General features: G+C 42.9%; 20 protein-coding genes. 16 read left to right on the top strand and 4 right to left on the bottom strand.

Going from position 1 to position 16007, the window contains the following annotated elements:
* The first annotated feature begins 4 nt into the window (after window positions 1-4).
* Entirely contained in the window at window positions 5-1522 is a 1518-nt protein-coding gene (mltG, locus tag HMPREF2893_RS06475) for an endolytic transglycosylase MltG (RefSeq protein ID WP_186822245.1), read from the top strand.
* A gap of 57 nt (window positions 1523-1579) precedes the next feature.
* Entirely contained in the window at window positions 1580-2062 is a 483-nt protein-coding gene (gene greA / locus HMPREF2893_RS06470) for a transcription elongation factor GreA (RefSeq protein WP_003005389.1), read from the top strand.
* A 154-nt stretch (window positions 2063-2216) separates the two neighbouring features.
* On the opposite strand, the gene yidC is transcribed toward greA, so the two are convergent.
* The gene (yidC, locus tag HMPREF2893_RS06465; RefSeq protein ID WP_070675096.1) at window positions 2217-3134 is read right to left on the bottom strand and encodes a membrane protein insertase YidC; all 918 of its coding nucleotides are present in this window, start codon (window positions 3132-3134) and stop codon (window positions 2217-2219) included.
* Between the two features lie 77 nt (window positions 3135-3211).
* The gene (locus HMPREF2893_RS06460; protein ID WP_023918900.1) at window positions 3212-3490 is read right to left on the bottom strand and encodes an acylphosphatase; all 279 of its coding nucleotides are present in this window, start codon (window positions 3488-3490) and stop codon (window positions 3212-3214) included.
* Between the two features lie 73 nt (window positions 3491-3563).
* On the opposite strand from HMPREF2893_RS06460, the gene HMPREF2893_RS06455 reads away from it, so the two are divergent.
* From HMPREF2893_RS06455 to yidD, 14 genes are all read left to right on the top strand, one after another.
* A complete protein-coding gene (locus tag HMPREF2893_RS06455; RefSeq protein WP_049523730.1) occupies window positions 3564-4310 on the top strand; it encodes a TrmH family RNA methyltransferase in 747 nt (248 codons plus the stop codon).
* Between the two features lie 82 nt (window positions 4311-4392).
* Window positions 4393-4884: an HDIG domain-containing metalloprotein gene (locus HMPREF2893_RS06450; RefSeq protein WP_049482905.1), complete on the top strand. Its 492-nt coding sequence runs from the start codon at window positions 4393-4395 to the stop codon at window positions 4882-4884.
* A 28-nt stretch (window positions 4885-4912) separates the two neighbouring features.
* Window positions 4913-5599 carry a Bax inhibitor-1/YccA family protein gene (locus HMPREF2893_RS06445; RefSeq protein ID WP_003008369.1) on the top strand — a complete coding sequence of 229 codons (687 nt, stop codon included), beginning with the start codon at window positions 4913-4915 and terminating at the stop codon, window positions 5597-5599.
* 95 nt (window positions 5600-5694) lie between these two features.
* Window positions 5695-6945, top strand: a complete 1251-nt coding sequence (locus HMPREF2893_RS06440) for a diaminopimelate decarboxylase (protein ID WP_049482903.1) — start codon at window positions 5695-5697, stop codon at window positions 6943-6945.
* A 55-nt stretch (window positions 6946-7000) separates the two neighbouring features.
* A complete protein-coding gene (locus HMPREF2893_RS06435; protein WP_031575486.1) occupies window positions 7001-7246 on the top strand; it encodes a YneF family protein in 246 nt (81 codons plus the stop codon).
* Between the two features lie 77 nt (window positions 7247-7323).
* Entirely contained in the window at window positions 7324-8118 is a 795-nt protein-coding gene (gene racE / locus HMPREF2893_RS06430) for a glutamate racemase (protein WP_045759764.1), read from the top strand.
* On the top strand, window positions 8115-9095 hold the full coding sequence (locus tag HMPREF2893_RS06425; RefSeq protein WP_049492478.1) for a nucleoside-triphosphate diphosphatase: 981 nt from the start codon (window positions 8115-8117) through the stop codon (window positions 9093-9095). The genes racE and HMPREF2893_RS06425 overlap by 4 nt, the downstream gene beginning before the upstream one ends.
* Window positions 9068-9589, top strand: coding sequence for a metallophosphoesterase (locus HMPREF2893_RS06420; protein ID WP_003008356.1), 522 nt, complete (start codon window positions 9068-9070; stop codon window positions 9587-9589). Before HMPREF2893_RS06425 ends, HMPREF2893_RS06420 begins: the two co-directional genes overlap by 28 nt.
* The gene (gene cbpB, locus HMPREF2893_RS06415; RefSeq protein WP_003008353.1) at window positions 9586-10047 is read left to right on the top strand and encodes a cyclic-di-AMP-binding protein CbpB; all 462 of its coding nucleotides are present in this window, start codon (window positions 9586-9588) and stop codon (window positions 10045-10047) included. The genes HMPREF2893_RS06420 and cbpB overlap by 4 nt, the downstream gene beginning before the upstream one ends.
* Complete coding sequence (gene xerD / locus HMPREF2893_RS06410; RefSeq protein ID WP_049492482.1) at window positions 10044-10775, top strand: site-specific tyrosine recombinase XerD; 732 nt, start codon at window positions 10044-10046, stop codon at window positions 10773-10775. The genes cbpB and xerD overlap by 4 nt, the downstream gene beginning before the upstream one ends.
* Complete coding sequence (locus HMPREF2893_RS06405) at window positions 10775-11494, top strand: segregation/condensation protein A (protein ID WP_049492485.1); 720 nt, start codon at window positions 10775-10777, stop codon at window positions 11492-11494. Before xerD ends, HMPREF2893_RS06405 begins: the two co-directional genes overlap by 1 nt.
* Window positions 11478-12047 (top strand): SMC-Scp complex subunit ScpB, encoded by a 570-nt coding sequence (gene scpB, locus HMPREF2893_RS06400; protein ID WP_023918890.1) that lies wholly within the window; start codon window positions 11478-11480, stop codon window positions 12045-12047. Before HMPREF2893_RS06405 ends, scpB begins: the two co-directional genes overlap by 17 nt.
* Window positions 12037-12768 (top strand): pseudouridine synthase, encoded by a 732-nt coding sequence (locus tag HMPREF2893_RS06395; RefSeq protein WP_003005375.1) that lies wholly within the window; start codon window positions 12037-12039, stop codon window positions 12766-12768. The genes scpB and HMPREF2893_RS06395 overlap by 11 nt, the downstream gene beginning before the upstream one ends.
* Window positions 12765-13007 carry a membrane protein insertion efficiency factor YidD gene (gene yidD / locus HMPREF2893_RS06390; RefSeq protein WP_024056192.1) on the top strand — a complete coding sequence of 81 codons (243 nt, stop codon included), beginning with the start codon at window positions 12765-12767 and terminating at the stop codon, window positions 13005-13007. The genes HMPREF2893_RS06395 and yidD overlap by 4 nt, the downstream gene beginning before the upstream one ends.
* A 75-nt stretch (window positions 13008-13082) precedes the next feature.
* Here yidD and HMPREF2893_RS06385 read toward each other — a convergent pair whose 3' ends face one another.
* The gene (locus tag HMPREF2893_RS06385) at window positions 13083-14522 is read right to left on the bottom strand and encodes a TrkH family potassium uptake protein (RefSeq protein ID WP_049497800.1); all 1440 of its coding nucleotides are present in this window, start codon (window positions 14520-14522) and stop codon (window positions 13083-13085) included.
* Window positions 14523-14527: 5 nt separating this feature from the next.
* The gene (trkA, locus tag HMPREF2893_RS06380; protein WP_003008340.1) at window positions 14528-15883 is read right to left on the bottom strand and encodes a Trk system potassium transporter TrkA; all 1356 of its coding nucleotides are present in this window, start codon (window positions 15881-15883) and stop codon (window positions 14528-14530) included.
* Window positions 15884-16007 lie beyond the last annotated feature (124 nt).

Here is a 16007-nt window from a genome sequence, read left to right as displayed (position 1 = left end):
GATTATGATGAGGGAGGTCAATTATTTGACTGATAAATCACAAGACAGTGAGAAGTTATTAAGCTTCAAAGAGCAGATCCTCAGAGACTTAGAAGAGGCCAATGAGCAACTTCTAAAAATCGAAAAAGAGTATGATCTACCTGATCGAAGTATTGAAACCCCTTCTTCACTGAAAGAGGAGGAAGAAGCAACACTACCTCCAAAAGTAGAAGAATCTGCGTTGGCTCCCAAAGAAGAACCAGTGGAGCCGGTAAAGGCGACTCCTGCTGTGGAAGAAAAGAGTGAGCTTACAAAGCCTGCTAAAAAAGAACCAAGTCAGGAACCGGTAGAGGAAAGCTTATCGCGCTCTTCTCGTAACCAGCGCCAACAAAAACAAAAGAAACAAAATAAAATCGCTAAACGAATTGTGCGGACAGTAGTCAGCCTTTTGCTGATTGTGATCGTAGCTACAGGGATCTTTGCTGTGACCTATATCCATTCAGCTGTCAAGCCGATGGATAAAAATGCAACAGAATTCGTAACGGTTGAGATTCCAGCAGGTTCAAGTAATCGTGAGATTGGCGCGATCCTTGAGAAAAAAGGACTCGTGAAAAATGGTCAGTTCTTTAACTACTATACCAAGTTCAAGAACTATAGCAATTTCAAATCTGGTTATTTCAATTTGCAAAAGAGCATGGATCTAGAAACCATCATCCAAAAACTGCAAGAAGAGGGAACCAAAACTCCTCAGGCTCCAGTTCTTGGAAAGGTCACGATTCCAGAAGGTTATACGATCGATCAGATTGCGACGGCTATCACCACCAATGTCTCCACTAAGAAGGCAGGCAAGACTCCATTTAAGAAAGAAGATTTCTTGAAGGCTGTCCAAGACGATGCCTTTATTGAGAAGATGGTGGCCAAATATCCTAAGCTCTTGGCGAATCTGCCAAGTAAGGATTCTGGTGTTCGCTACCGTTTAGAAGGTTATCTCTTCCCAGCAACTTATAACTATGGGAAAGATACCACAGTGAAAGAGATGATCGATCAGATGCTTGCGGCAATGGATCAAAACTTAAGCCCATACTATGAAACACTTGAGAGCAAGAACATCAATGTAAACGAAGTATTGACTCTTGCTTCCTTGGTTGAAAAAGAAGGGGCGACGGATCAGGACCGCAAAGATATCGCGAGTGTCTTCTATAACCGTTTGAACCAAGATATGCCTTTGCAAAGTAATATTGCAATTCTTTATGCCGAAGGGAAACTTGGTCAAAAGACGACCTTAAAAGAAGATGCAACGATCGATACAGAGCTGGATTCACCTTATAATATTTATAAGAATACCGGCTTGATGCCTGGCCCAGTGGATAACCCTGGAGTATCAGCGATCGAAGCGGCAGTGAACCCAAGTAAGACCGATTACTTGTATTTTGTCGCAAATGTCGAAAATGGTGAAGTTTTCTTCGCTAAGACATACGAAGAACACAATAAAAATGTTGAAGAACATGTCAATAGTAAATTGACACAAGCAAGTTCAAACTAGAAAAAGCATGTGGCGCGTCCACAGCTTTTTCATTCAAATAATAGAAAGAGAAGAATAATGGCAGAAAAAACATACCCAATGACACTAGCAGAAAAAGAAAAATTGGAACAAGAATTAGAAGAATTGAAATTGGTCCGTCGACCTGAAGTGGTAGAACGGATTAAGATCGCTCGTTCATATGGTGACCTCTCAGAAAACTCTGAGTATGAAGCAGCAAAAGATGAACAAGCTTTTGTGGAAGGTCAAATCTCTAGCTTGGAAACAAAAATCCGTTATGCAGAAATCGTCGATAGTGATGCTGTTGCAGTAGACGAAGTTGCGATCGGAAAAACCGTTACAGTCCAAGAAGTTGGCGAAACAGATGAAGAAGTTTACAGCATCGTCGGTTCAGCAGGGGCAGATGCCTTTGCAGGAAAGATTTCTAACGAAAGCCCAATCGGTCACGCTTTGATTGGTAAGAAGACAGGTGACGTTGTCACTGTTGAGACACCAGCTGGAAGCTACCAAGTGAAAATTTTGAACGTAGAAAAAACAGCGTAACTATAAAACGCAAGCCCTCCAAGAGGGCTTGTTTTTTTGTGCTCTTAATCTTTTTGTGAGAGTGAAAATTCTTTGCTGACTGAACGATATCAAAAAAAGCACTTGAACCTTGGGTTCAAGTGCTACTGTATACCGCTAGAATTAGTAGTTTGTACTACTTTCTATTGCGTTGTTTTCCTGCATTGCGGTTGTTTTTTGGTTTGTGTTGGATTTGTGTCGTTGCAGTAGGTGTGACATCTTTTTTCACGCGGTGACTAGTCGCTTTAGGAGGATTGTTTTTGTATTCCTCAGCGACTCGTTTGCGAAGATTTGGACGAATCAAGTAGTTGATGACAAATTGTTGGATAATTTGGATCACCCCACCGACTACCCAGTAAAGAGTTACTCCGGCTGAGGAGATCAATGAGAAGACACCGATCATAATCGGACTCATCAGTGATGCTTTGCGCATGCTTTCCTTTTGGGTTTCATCTTCAATTCCATGAAGAGAAAGCATACTTTGGATATAGTAAAGAACTGCTACGATCGCTGTCAAGAGCAAGCTTGGTTTGCCGAGAGCAATGCCAAGGAAGCTACTATCTGCTACCCCTTTGGTGTGCTGAGCTGCAAAGAAGAGAGCTGAGAAGAATGGCATTTGGATCAAGAGTGGCAAACACCCAACTCCACCAAACATGCTAACTCCATTTTCACGTTGAGCAGCCATTAATTCCTGTTGCGCCAATAGCTTTTCTTCTTGTGTGCTAGCGTTCTTTATGCGCTCTTGGATTGGCCCAAGGATAGGTTTTAAGTAGTTCATCTTTTCAGATTGGTAGGTTGCCTTCCATGATTGGTACAAACCAAGTGGCAAGATGATTAACCGTACGATCAAGGTGACGATAATAATCCCGATCCCAAAGCCTAAGCCAAGGTTGTTGGCAAAGAATTTGATGGCTTCGCCCATTGGACGGCCAAGAAGATTCCAGATCAATCCAGTCGGATTTCCAGTTTTCCGATCGACACTCACGCATCCTGATAAGAAGACAAGCGAAGCTAGTCCCATCGATGCAAGTAATGCAAGTTTATTTTTTTTCACAAATAGTTCCTTCTTTTTTTTAATGTTACCTTTCTATTCTACTGTTTTTTTTGAAAATACACAATAGTTCTCTAGTCTTAATTTGCAATTTTGAAGTCTGTATAGTTTTCAAAGTTTGCGAGCGTAACATCTAAATAAGTCACATGCGCAAAAGGCGTAGGACCTTTGCGAATTTCTTGGATGAATTTGGCCATTTGGCTACTAGACTCTGCCTGTGCCAGAATGCCAACTGTTCCGTCGTCATTATTCCAGACACGGCCAGTGATCCCACCGATCTCTAAAGCAAGACTGTAGACTCCCCAGCGAAAGCCAACCCCTTGAACCCGTCCTTGGGCAATCATTTTTACCTTTTGCATGTGCGACCTCCTTGACTCGAAGAAATCTATCTGAGGTATGATTTCTTCTTTTTCTTTGTGCTATAATAGTTCTATGAATATTATAACGTCTAAATCCAATAATGTAATCAAAAATGCAAAAAAATTACATCAAAAAAAATACCGGACAGATTCTTATCTCATTGAAGGCTGGCATCTGTTTGAAGAGGCAGTAGAAAATCATGCGAAGATTCGGCAGGTCTTTGTTTTAGAAGCCTATTTAGACCGGGTAGAGGACATCCAAAAAGTCACTATCGTGACTCCGGAGATCTTAAGCCTCTTGGCAGATTCGAAGACTCCTCAAGGGATTGTCGCAGAGATTCTTCTAGAGCAGCCAGAGCTTCCGGATCAGCTACAAGGGCGATTCCTCTATTTGGAGGATGTACAGGATCCTGGCAATGTAGGGACGATGATTCGAACAGCAGATGCAGCAGGTTTTGATGGCGTCATGCTTTCGAAAGCCTCCGCTGATCTATACAGTCTCAAGACCCTTCGATCCATGCAGGGCAGTCATTTCCATATTCCTATCTGGAAACTGGATCGAGAAGAACTATTGGAGCGAGCTGCGCACTCTCATCTAGCAGTTCTCGCAACGACGCTTTCAGAAGCTTCCATTGACTACCGTCAGCTTTCTCAGACCGATCAGTTTATCCTGGTTATGGGGAATGAAGGAAATGGCATCAGCCAGGAAATGGCGGCACAAGCAGACCAGCTGGTTCATATTCCCATGCCAGGTCGGGCAGAGAGTTTAAATGTTGCAGTGGCAGCAGGAATTTTGATGTTTTCTTTAAGGAAATTTTGAGAAAAAGAAGTATACTTAACCTGTAAGAAGAAGTTGATGGAGATCTTATTGGGAGAGCTTATCAACAAAAGGTGGTTATCTTATGCAATATCATCGTGACAAAGAATACATGACCTATGTAGGCCATCTGATCCAGCATCCTAAGGTTCAAAAATTAGCCGACATTCCCCACCATATTCATTCCAATCGTTTGGAGCATTCCATTCATGTTAGCTATACTAGTTATAAATTGGCAAAAAAATTTGGCTGGGATGCCAAAAGTACGGCTCGGGGTGGGCTCTTGCATGACCTCTTTTACTATGATTGGCGCGAGACCAAGTTTACCAAGAGTCACGCCTGGATCCATCCCCGCATCGCCGTGAGAAATGCGCGAAAGATTACAGATCTCAATGCCAAGGAAGAAGACATCATCATTAAACACATGTGGGGAGCTACCCTTGCTCCGCCTCGCTACAAAGAATCCTTCGTAGTGACCATGGTAGATAAATACTGGGCTGTTAAAGAAGCTTCAGAACCTTGGCGTAAAAAGATGGCTAAAAAGAGATTTTTTCATCGAAAAATGTTAAAATCGTAGTAAACAAATTTGAAAGGAACTTGTTAATATGTATAATGATTCAGTAATCCAAGAACAAAGTGGATTGAATGCTTTTTATAACAAAATCTATTCATTAGTTGGGATCGGTGTAGGGATTTCAGCCCTTGTGTCTGGCCTGATGATGACAGTCTTTCAAGACTTCTTCGTACAAATCTTGACAACCGCACCAATGGTTTACTACGCAGCAGTTGTTGTAGAATTGATCTTGGTCTTTGTTGCAAGTGGGAAGGCTGTTAAAAATAGCCCGTCTGCTCTTCCGATCTTCTTGATCTACTCAGCTTTGAATGGCTTTACCTTGAGCTTTATCATTGCTCGCTACATGCAAGCGACTGTCTATAAGGCTTTCTTGGTCAGTGCCTTGATGTTTATTGTCATGGGAGCTATCGGACGCGTCGTGAAAAAAGACCTGTCTGGTATGGGACGTGCCTTGATGGGAGTCTTGATCGGTGTGATCATCGCTTCTGTTGTGAATATGTTCTTGAGAAGTTCTGGAATGGACTATATCTTGAGTATTATCTCTGTCTTCCTCTTTGCAGGATTGACAGCTTGGGATAACCAAAAGATTCGCTATGTCTATGATCAAACAAATGGTCAACCTGCTACAGGCTGGGCAGTTGCCATGGCTTTGGAACTTTATCTTGACTTTATCAACCTCTTTATCAGCCTTCTTCGTATCTTCGGAAGAAACGACTAATCAAAGAGTAATTGAGCTGGGGCAGTTGCCTCGGCTTTTTTTGTCTTCCGACTTGTGCTATACTAATAGTGACTAAAGTATAGAAATGAGCGCTTATGAAAACACCTTTTGTAACCCGTGAACAATTAGAAAGCCTGACCCAAGAATTTCCGACCCCTTTCCATCTCTATGATGAAGCAGGAATTCGTGAAACGGCTCGTGCCCTCCATCAAGCTTTTGCTTGGAATGAAGGATTTAAGGAATATTTTGCCATCAAGGCGACTCCTAACCCATCGATCCTAAAAATTTTGCAAGAAGAGGGCTGTGGTGTCGACACTGCCAGCTATGTCGAATTGTTAATGGCGGATAAACTGGGCTTTAGTGGAAAAGAGATCATGTTTTCTTCTAACAATACGCCAGCAGATGAATTTGTCTATGCTAGAGAATTAGGGGCAACGATCAATCTGGACGCCTATGAAGACATTGCTTTCTTGAAGTCTGTGACTAGCATTCCCAAGGTCATTTCTTGCCGCTATAATCCTGGTGGAGTTTTTGAACTGGGAACCGATATTATGGACAATCCTGAAGAAGCCAAGTTTGGAATGACCAAGGAGCAATTGATCCAAGCCTTTATCGAGTTGAAAGAACTAGGTGTGGAAGAGTTTGGCATTCACGCTTTATTAGCTTCTAATACTGTATCCAACGACTACTATCCAGAGCTAGCGCGTCAACTTTTTGAATTAGCAGTAGAAGTCGTAGAGAAAACAGGTGTCCACTTGGGCTTCATCAACCTCTCTGGTGGAGTTGGGGTCAATTACAAGCCAGAACAAGAACCAAATGATATTGCCATTATTGGGGAGGGCGTGCATCGCGTTTTTGATGCGATTCTTAAACCAGCAGGACTTGGTCATGTGAAAATCTATACCGAGCTTGGTCGCTTTATGCTGGCTTCACACGGCCTCTTGGTAACCAGAGTGACGCATAAAAAGAAAACCTACCGGACCTATGTGGGTGTCGATGCTTCAGCTGTGAATCTTCTTAGACCGGCTATGTACGGTGCTTATCACCATATTACCAATATGGATCGTTCAGATGAACCAACTGAAGTGGTCGATGTCGTGGGAAGTCTCTGTGAAAACAACGATAAATTTGCCAAACAACGAGAACTACCCGTGACGGAGATTGGAGATTTACTCGTGATCCATGACACTGGAGCCCATGGATTTTCAATGGGCTATCAGTACAATGCCAAGTTGCGTTCGGCAGAAGTTTTGCTTCAAGAAGATGGGCAGGCCCGTTTGATTCGTCGAGCAGAAAAACCAGAAGATTATCTTGCGACACTCTACGGCTTTGACATTGAAAAATAAGCGATTGTCTGATATAATGATAGTTATGTAAAAATAATGGATCGGAGAAAATTGTATGAATCTCTTTTTAGGAATTTTGTTGATTATTTTAGCTTTCTTTGGTGGGATGGTTGCAGGAATGTTCTTGCTTCGTCGTCAATTTGAAAAAGAATTTGCATCAAACCCACGTTTGAATATTGAAGCAGTCCGTACGCTTTTAGGTGCGAGTGGCCAACGTCCAAGCGAAGCAAAAGTTCAACAAGTCTATCGCCAAATTGTGAACCAACAAAAATCAGCAATGGCGAAAAACAAGAAAAAATAAGAGTGGGGCAATCTCACGATAATAAATGAGAGGGGCTTGGAGGAATTTCTTAGTCCCTCCTTTTGGAAGGAAGAGATATGGATAACCGACCGATTGGTTTTTTAGATTCTGGAGTAGGGGGCCTAACTGTTGTCCGCGAATTGCTCCGTCAGCTTCCTCACGAAGATGTCGTCTATATTGGAGATTCAGCTCGTGCACCTTATGGTCCTAGACCAGCAGACCAAATTCGCGAGTATACTTGGCAGATGGTGAACTTCCTTCTGACCAAAAATGTCAAGATGATTGTCTTAGCCTGTAATACAGCGACGGCAGTTGTTTGGGAAGAAGTCAAGGAGAAACTTGATATTCCTGTTTTAGGAGTGATTTTGCCCGGAGCTTCTGCAGCCATTAAATCGACGACCCATCAAAAAATTGGGGTCATTGGGACACCGATGACGGTTTCTTCTGGAATTTATAAAGAGAAGATTCAAAGTCTAGCACCAGACATGGAAGTCAGCAGTTTAGCTTGTCCCAAGTTTGTTCCTTTAGTGGAATCAAACGAGTTGGCATCCAGTGTGACCAAAAAGGTGGTTTACGAAACCCTAAAACCACTAGTTGGAAAGGTTGATACCTTAGTCTTGGGATGCACCCATTATCCCCTTTTAAAACCGATCATTCAAAATGTGATGGGACCGGATGTCAAATTGATTGATAGTGGGGCAGAGTGTGTTCGGGATATTTCCGTCTTATTAAACTATTTTGAGCTCAATAAGAGTCGCGAACTCTTAGAGCAGACCTACCGCTTTTATACCACTGCAAATGCCAATAGCTTTGCAGCGATTGCCGAAAAATGGCTAGAACGTTCAGTGAATGTGGAGCATGTAAATTTATGAGTGACAAACTATTTGAATACAAAGATCCCCAAGATTGGTATATTGCCCAATGGGGAGAAGATGCAGACTACAACCAATTTAGTCAAGTGCCTGCGGAAGCTTCCACTCTGTTAGATCAGCTGGAACTTCTCTTTGCCAAGGATCCTGAAGGATTCCCTCTCAATCTATCGGTGGTGCGCTATGGTTCAGCCTTTCGTTTTCTGACCTTTTTGACCGAAATCTTGAATGAAGTCAAGGGAAGAGCTTTTGAAATCGTACAGCGTCAAGGAGCCTTGCTCTTGGTTGAAAAAGGGAAATTGCTTTACTTGCATTTGCCAAGTGATGGGGTGGATGTGGAAGCCTTCTTGGGTAAAGACAAGGTCAAAGATACGATTCTTATTGCGACTCGAAATGAGGGAAAAACCAAAGAATTCCGTAATATGTTTGAAAAGCTGGGCTTTGAAGTGGAAAATCTCAATCAATACCCAGAGCTTCCAGAAGTCGAAGAGACAGGTCTGACCTTTGAAGAGAATGCCCGCCTAAAAGCTGAAACGATTGCAGAGCTAACTGGGAAAACAGTCTTAGCGGATGATTCAGGTTTGAAGGTAGATATCTTGGGAGGCTTACCAGGAGTTTGGTCAGCTCGCTTTGCGGGAGTTGGTGCGACAGATGCGGAAAACAATGCGAAATTGTTGCACGAATTGGCCATGGTCTTTGACTTGAAAGATCGCTCAGCTCAGTTCCATACGACCTTGGTGGTTGCAAGACCAGGCAAGGAAAGCCTAGTGGTGGAAGCAGATTGGCCAGGGTATATTAATTTTGAGCCCAAAGGGGAACACGGCTTTGGCTATGACCCTCTCTTCTTAGTTGGGGAAACGGGCCGTGCTGCTGCTGAATTAACGCTAGAAGAAAAAAATACACAATCACATCGTGCTTTAGCTGTTAAAAAGTTATTGGAGGTATTTCCATCATGGCAAAGCAAACAATCATCGTTATGAGTGACTCGCATGGAGACCGCTCCATTGTTGAAGCTATTAAAGAAAAATACCTAGGCCAGGTCGATGGGATCTTTCACAATGGGGATTCTGAACTAAAAAGTGATGATCCTGTCTGGGAAGGGATCCACGTTGTCCAAGGAAATATGGATTTTTATGATGGCTATCCGGAACGCTTGGTGACCCAACTAGGGCCAACACGGATCATCCAGACCCATGGGCATCTCTTCCAGATCAATTTTAGTTTTCAAAAATTGGATCTGTGGGCCCAAGAGGAGGAAGCAGATATCTGTCTATACGGCCACCTTCATATCCCAGATGCTTGGAAGGAAGGAAGAACCCTCTTTGTGAATCCTGGATCCGTTAGTCAACCACGTGGTCTGATTCGCGAATGTTTGTATGCCAAGATAGAGATTACCGATTCGAACTTCAAGGTAGAGTATTATACGCGAGATCATGAATTGTACCCTGAATTGACAAAGGAGTTTAGCAGATGATAGCAAAGGAATTTGAACGTTTCTTGCTGGCGCAGGAAGAGACGTTCTTAACTCCTGCCAAAAATTTAGCGGTCTTGATTGATACCCACAATGTAGACCATGCGGTTTTGCTGTTGAGCCAGATTAGCTATAGTCGCATCCCGGTAGTGACGGATGAACGCAAGTTTGTGGGGACGATCTCCCTAACGGATATTCTATCTTATCAATTGAAACACGAGATTCCTGAGGAGACTTTTGCTTCGATGGATATCGTAGACGTTGCAAAGAAGGAGGTCGGGGTCATCGGCTTAGACTTCAATTTGACAGAAGTCCTTCACAAGTTGGTGGATGACTCCTTCTTATCAGTGGTGGATGAAGAAGGTTATTTCCAAGGGATTATTACGCGGAAATCGATCCTCAAAGCCATCAATTCGCTCATGCATAATTTTTCAAATGAATACGAGATGATTCCAAAATGAAAGAATTTATTGCAAGTTTTATTGATCAAAAAGAACTAAGTGAAAATTCTCAGTCAGCCTATTTCTATGATTTGGACCAATTTGTTGAATCAATTCATGGAAAAGTGACGCCGACAAATTTGAGAATTTACCAAGCTTCGATTAAAGATTTTAAACCGGCGGTTCAAAAACGAAAATTATCCGCTGTTAACCAATTTTTATATTATTTGTATCAAGAACGCTTTATTTCTGAATACCATCGTTTGGTCTTGCCTAAAATTCAACCGGTCAAGACCCATGATCGTGAATTGTTGGATCTGACCCATTTTTGGGAAGAATCAACTAACCCACAGGGACGCTTGATGGCCTTATTGATTCTGGAGATGGGCTTATTGCCAAGTGAGATCCTCCAAGTCAAGGTCGAAGATATTCAGCTGGACTTTCATGTCATTCGAGTGGGCAAAGATGGCCAAAAACGGGTTTTAAAAGTTCCAGAGCCTTTACTGGAAGAGTTGCAACTCTTCCTCGATGGTGTCTATCTCTTTGATAATAAAGGAAAATCATACTCCCGTCAGTGGGGATTCCGACAATTAGAAGCCTTCTTGATCGAAAAAGGCAACCAAGACCTTTCGGCACAATCGATTCGTGAGCAATATATTTTGAAACAACGAGAACTCGGTGTGGATCTTTTTAGTATTGCGCGTGAATTGGGCCTAAAAACCATGGTGACATTAGAAAAATATAAATAATGGATATTAAAATTAAAGATTTTGAAGGGCCTTTGGACCTCTTGCTCCACTTGGTCTCTAAATACCAGATGGATATTTATGAGGTTCCCTTGATTGAGGTGATCAAACAGTATCTGGCTTATCTGGCGACCCTCCAGGCTATGAAACTAGAGGTAGCAGGGGAATACATGCTGATGGCTAGTCAACTAACCCTGATAAAGAGTCGTAGACTTCTTCCTAAGGTCGCAGAGGAGATGGATGAAGCAGAGGATCTAGAGCAGGTCCTCCTTTCTCAATTGGAAGAGTACCGTACTTACAAGCAATTAGGAGAGTTGATGGCCTCGCAGCATGAGGAGCGCGCCCTCTATTATTCAAAACCGAAGATGGAATTGGTCTATGACGATACCGAATTACTTCATGATCGCACTACGGTGGATCTCTTCTTGGCTTTCTCAAAATTATTGACTAAGAAAAAAGAAGAATTCCGCCAGAACCATACAACCATTGTAAAGGATGAATACAAGATTGAGGATCTGATGGACCAGCTGCGTCACCGATTCCACGATCGCTCACAAGTTCTCTTGCAGGACTTGTTTCTAGAAGCAGCGGATCTCCAAGAGGTCATTACCCTATTTCTTGCAACCCTTGAATTAATCAAGATTCAAGAGGTCACAGTGGTACAGGATACGGCTTTCGGAGAAATTTACTTAAATAGGATTGAACATGAGCAAATTAGCTGAAATTGAAGCACTCTTATTTGTAGCGGGTGAAGAAGGAATTACTGCCAGACAAATCGCAGATCTTCTCTCTTTACCCCCAACAGGTGTGGTGCAAAGTTTAGAAAAATTGGCCCAAAAATACCAGGAGGACTCAGATACCAGTCTGTGTTTGATGGAGACAGCTTCCCGTTATAAATTGGTGACAAAGGCAGACTACGCTTCGGTTTTACGAGACTATTCTAGAACGCCTATGAACCAAAGTTTGTCTCGGGCTGCCCTTGAAACCTTGTCAATCATTGCTTATAAGCAACCGATCACCCGCGTGGAGGTCGATGACATTCGAGGCGTCAATTCCAGTGGTGCTATTACCAAACTACTGTCATTTGATCTGATCCGTGAAGATGGAAAAAAAGAAGTCATCGGGCGTCCTAATTTGTATGTTACGACGGAGTATTTTTTGGATTACATGGGGATCAATCATTTGGAGGAATTGCCAAAGGTTGAGGAAGTGGACATCGATCCAGAAGAAGGTCAATTATTTTCAGAGAGAACAGAGGAACTAGATGAGAATTAATAAATATATTGCCCATGCAGGTGTGGCTAGTCGTCGCAAGGCCGAAGAACTGATCAAGCAAGGCTTGGTGACGGTCAATGGCCAAGTTGTGCGTGAATTAGCGACCATCATTAAAACCGGTGATCAGGTTGAAGTAGAGGGGACTCCAATCTATAACGAAGAAAAGGTCTACTATCTTTTAAATAAGCCACGTGGCGTCATCTCTAGTGTATCGGATGATAAAGGGCGGACAACAGTCGTTGACCTTTTATCTCAAGTACCAGAGCGCATCTACCCAGTGGGACGTTTGGACTGGGATACATCTGGTGTCTTGATTTTGACCAATGATGGTGATTTTACAGATGAGATGATTCACCCGCGCAATGAAATTGATAAGGTCTATGTGGCGCGTGTCAAAGGGATTGCCAATAAGGAAAACTTGCGTCCCTTGACGCGAGGGGTGACCATTGATGGAAAGAAAACCAAGCCAGCGACTTATGAGATCTTAAAAGTGGATGTCGAAAAGAACCGTTCAGTGGTTCAGTTGACCATTCATGAAGGGCGTAACCACCAGGTTAAAAAGATGTTTGAAGCTGTGGGACTTTTAGTGGATAAACTCTCCCGGACCCAGTTTGGAAATTTGGACGTCTCAGGGCTACGTCCGGGTGAATACCGTCGCTTGAACAAAAAAGAAATCAGCCAGTTGCACAATCTAGCAGTGACTAAATCTAAAAAAGCATGAAAACAATCCTGATTGCGCTGGTCAGAGGCTATCAAAAATGGATCTCTCCCCTATTTCCGCCTTCTTGTCGCTTTCAACCGACCTGTTCCAATTATATGATCCAAGCGATTGAACGTTTTGGTGTGAAAGGTGTCTTGATGGGGATTGCAAGGATCTTACGATGCCATCCTGGAAGCCAGGCGGGGCCAGATCCCTTGCCAGACCACTTTAGTCTGAAGCGAAATGAAGAATCAAAATAGGATGATCGCAAATAAACAGAAACACCCTTAGAAATTATTTTTCTAAGGGTGTTGATTTTGTACAAGAGTTGTCTATCAGCGTTTAGACCATGTTTTAGGGAGGAAGAGAAGAATCATTGGATAGATTTCAAGCCGTCCGGAAATCATGGCTAAGGAAAGCAACAGTTTTGAAATCGGACTAAAGATGGAGAAGGTTTGACCTGTTCCAATCATAGGTCCAATGTTGTTGAAACAACTAAAGACAGCGCTGACAACCGTCATGAAGTTATTATTGTCTAGACTGACTACAAAGAGCAGACCGATCGTGATAAAACTGTATATTGTAAAGTACTTGAGGATCTGATGCTGTGTATCCTTATCCAATACCGTATCATTGACATGCAAGGTCAGAACGCGATTCGGAGACAAGGTCGAAAGAACCTGATTTTTTGCGATTCGCCATAAGGTCAAGCACCGAATGACTTTAAGCCCCCCAGCGGTCGATCCAGCAGAACCACCGATGACCATCAGCATTAAGAGGATAAACTGAGAAAAGAGAGGCCATTTTTCCGTCGTTCCATAACCAAAACCGGTAGTGGTGATGATATTGGAAACTTGGAAGAAGGAAATCTCAAAACTCTTAGCGACATTGGCATAGAGATGAAGGACATTGTAAGCGATCAAGACACTGGACACGAGGACGATGGTGATATAGGTCCGCAATTCCTCGTCTTTAAAGAAGGCCTTGAATTTTCGGATCATGAGGAAGTAGTAGAGGTTAAAGTTAACCCCGAAGACTAAAACCCCGATACTGACTAAATAGGTGATCAAACTACTATTGTAGTGGGCGATCCCATCGTTAAAAACGGTAAAGCCCCCAGTCCCAGCCGTCCCCATGGCGATGACAAAACTATCATAAAGGGGCATGCCGGCAAGGAAATAAAGAACCACAAAGAGGAAGAACAAGCCCAAGTACAAGAAGTAGAGGATTTGAGCTGTGTTTTTTAATTTGGAAACGACCTTTCCAAAAACTGGACCAGGAACTTCCGCCTTCATGACTTCGAGGTGGCTGTTCTTGTTATTGTCCATAATGGCAAGGGCGAAGACCAATACTCCCATCCCACCGATCAAGTGGGTGAAACTGCGCCAAAAGAGGAGGGAGTGGCTGAGGACACCCACATCATCTAAAATCGTTGCCCCTGTTGTTGTAAAGCCGGAGCTGACTTCAAAGAAGGCATCGATAATGTTGGGGATTTGTCCCGAAAAGACAAAGGGAAGGGCACCAAAGAAGGACCAGAGAATCCAACAGAGTGCTACAATCAGGACTCCTTCTTTAGCATAAATGTGAAAGTCCTTTGGTTTGTGAAAACTACCAAGTAGCCCCAGCCCAAGTAAGATGGCCATGGTTGCCCCAATAGAGACAAAGACCTTGGCAGGTTCCTGATAGATCGTAGCGACGACTAAGGGAACGATCAGGAGAGCTGCCTCGATTAAGAGGAGCTTGGACAAGAGGTAACGAATCATGCTTCTATTCATCAGGCTTACCTCTCAAGTAGATCGTAGATTTTTGTGACATTTTGAATCAAGGTGGTTACGATAATCCGATCTCCTACCATCAAACGGTCATCTCCATTTGGGAAAATAGCCTTGCCGTCTCGAATAATGGCAGCGATCAAGACGCCTTTTTTCAATTTCAATTCAGAGAGGGGATATTGGGTTAGTTTATTGTCTTCCTTAATTTGGAACTGCAAGGTTTCAATCCGGCCGTTTGCGACATGATGCAAGGCTTCTAGGTTTGAGAACTGTGCATTGTAGCGTCCACGAATAAAGTGCATAATGGTATCTACAGCGATGCGTTTTGGCGTAACGATACTGGTCATATCTTGATCGCCAATGATCTCCAACAGACTAGTTCGGTTGACCTTGGTAATGTTCTTTTTGACTCCGACAGAATTTAAGAACATGGAGGTGATGATGTTTTCTTCATCGACCCCTGTCAAAGTAGCCACAGCATCGAAGTTATTGGCACTCTCTTCTAAAAGAATGTCTTTAGCAGTTCCGTCTCCATGGACGACATAGAGATCAGGAAATTCCTGACTAAAGAATTCCGCCCGTTCGCGATTGACCTCTAAGACCTTGAGATCGATCTTGCGGCGCACATCTTGAAGAATGTTGAGTAGGTAATAGGCAATTTTCCCAGCACCAATGATCATCATGCTCTTAATGACCTGAGGGCGAACATTGTTGTGGAAGAGAACGACCTCGATCCGATTACCTGTTACGAAAATCTTGTCTTGAGGTTGCAAGACAAAGTCTCCGTTTGGAATGGTGAGTTCGTTGCCACGCTCGATTGCACAAACAATGACATTTCCGTATTTCTTCCGGAATTGGGATAGACTCATATTGCAGAGATTGCTATCTGGCTTGATTTTAAATTCCATCAAGGCTACCCGACCATTGGCAAAATGCTCCACAGAAAGCGCATTTGGGAAATCGATAATATTGGCAATATAACGTGCTGTCAGCAATTCCGGATTGACAACCAGGGAGAAGCCCAAGATATTTTTTTCCTTGAAGTAGGAATTGGAATATTCCGGATTCCGCACCCGAACGATGGTCTCTTTGGCTCCCATTTTTTTAGCCAAAACTGCAGAGACCATATTAACCTCGTCGTACTCGGTCATGGAAATGAAGATGTCGCAGTCTTCAACATCCGCCTGCTCCAAGATCTTGAAATTTGCCCCATTTCCTAAAATTCCAATGATATCAAACCGTTTGGTAATATGGTTAAGAACGGATTCGTCTTTTTCGATCAAAATAACATCGTGGTTTTCAGCAACGAGAGAACGACAAAGGGCCGTTCCGACCTTTCCTCCACCAACAACAATAATTTTCATAGAATACCTCCAGAGTATGCTTCTATCATACTCTATTTTCAAGAAAAATTCATCTTTTTTAAGGATTTTCTGGTGGAATTTTGAGAAGCTAAGAACAAGTAGGAGAAATCGTCAAAAGAGTAGA

This window comes from Streptococcus sp. HMSC072C09 (assembly GCF_001813105.1).
GTDB lineage: Bacteria > Bacillota > Bacilli > Lactobacillales > Streptococcaceae > Streptococcus.
The sequence above is the reverse complement of the archived record's forward strand: the minus strand, read 5'-3'. Positions and strand labels throughout refer to the sequence as shown.

Coding starts and splice junctions, on each gene's coding strand:
- cbpB (WP_003008353.1), top strand. CDS start 9,586: ATGATAGCAAAGGAATTTGAACGTTTCTTGCTGGCGCAGGAAGAGACG.
- HMPREF2893_RS06425 (WP_049492478.1), top strand. CDS start 8,115: ATGAGTGACAAACTATTTGAATACAAAGATCCCCAAGATTGGTATATT.
- HMPREF2893_RS06420 (WP_003008356.1), top strand. CDS start 9,068: ATGGCAAAGCAAACAATCATCGTTATGAGTGACTCGCATGGAGACCGC.
- yidD (WP_024056192.1), top strand. CDS start 12,765: ATGAAAACAATCCTGATTGCGCTGGTCAGAGGCTATCAAAAATGGATC.
- HMPREF2893_RS06460 (WP_023918900.1), bottom strand. CDS start 3,490: ATGCAAAAGGTAAAAATGATTGCCCAAGGACGGGTTCAAGGGGTTGGC.
- HMPREF2893_RS06435 (WP_031575486.1), top strand. CDS start 7,001: ATGAATCTCTTTTTAGGAATTTTGTTGATTATTTTAGCTTTCTTTGGT.
- trkA (WP_003008340.1), bottom strand. CDS start 15,883: ATGAAAATTATTGTTGTTGGTGGAGGAAAGGTCGGAACGGCCCTTTGT.
- racE (WP_045759764.1), top strand. CDS start 7,324: ATGGATAACCGACCGATTGGTTTTTTAGATTCTGGAGTAGGGGGCCTA.
- greA (WP_003005389.1), top strand. CDS start 1,580: ATGGCAGAAAAAACATACCCAATGACACTAGCAGAAAAAGAAAAATTG.
- HMPREF2893_RS06455 (WP_049523730.1), top strand. CDS start 3,564: ATGAATATTATAACGTCTAAATCCAATAATGTAATCAAAAATGCAAAA.
- xerD (WP_049492482.1), top strand. CDS start 10,044: ATGAAAGAATTTATTGCAAGTTTTATTGATCAAAAAGAACTAAGTGAA.
- HMPREF2893_RS06445 (WP_003008369.1), top strand. CDS start 4,913: ATGTATAATGATTCAGTAATCCAAGAACAAAGTGGATTGAATGCTTTT.
- HMPREF2893_RS06450 (WP_049482905.1), top strand. CDS start 4,393: ATGCAATATCATCGTGACAAAGAATACATGACCTATGTAGGCCATCTG.
- HMPREF2893_RS06440 (WP_049482903.1), top strand. CDS start 5,695: ATGAAAACACCTTTTGTAACCCGTGAACAATTAGAAAGCCTGACCCAA.
- HMPREF2893_RS06405 (WP_049492485.1), top strand. CDS start 10,775: ATGGATATTAAAATTAAAGATTTTGAAGGGCCTTTGGACCTCTTGCTC.
- scpB (WP_023918890.1), top strand. CDS start 11,478: ATGAGCAAATTAGCTGAAATTGAAGCACTCTTATTTGTAGCGGGTGAA.
- HMPREF2893_RS06385 (WP_049497800.1), bottom strand. CDS start 14,522: ATGAATAGAAGCATGATTCGTTACCTCTTGTCCAAGCTCCTCTTAATC.
- HMPREF2893_RS06395 (WP_003005375.1), top strand. CDS start 12,037: ATGAGAATTAATAAATATATTGCCCATGCAGGTGTGGCTAGTCGTCGC.
- mltG (WP_186822245.1), top strand. CDS start 5: ATGATGAGGGAGGTCAATTATTTGACTGATAAATCACAAGACAGTGAG.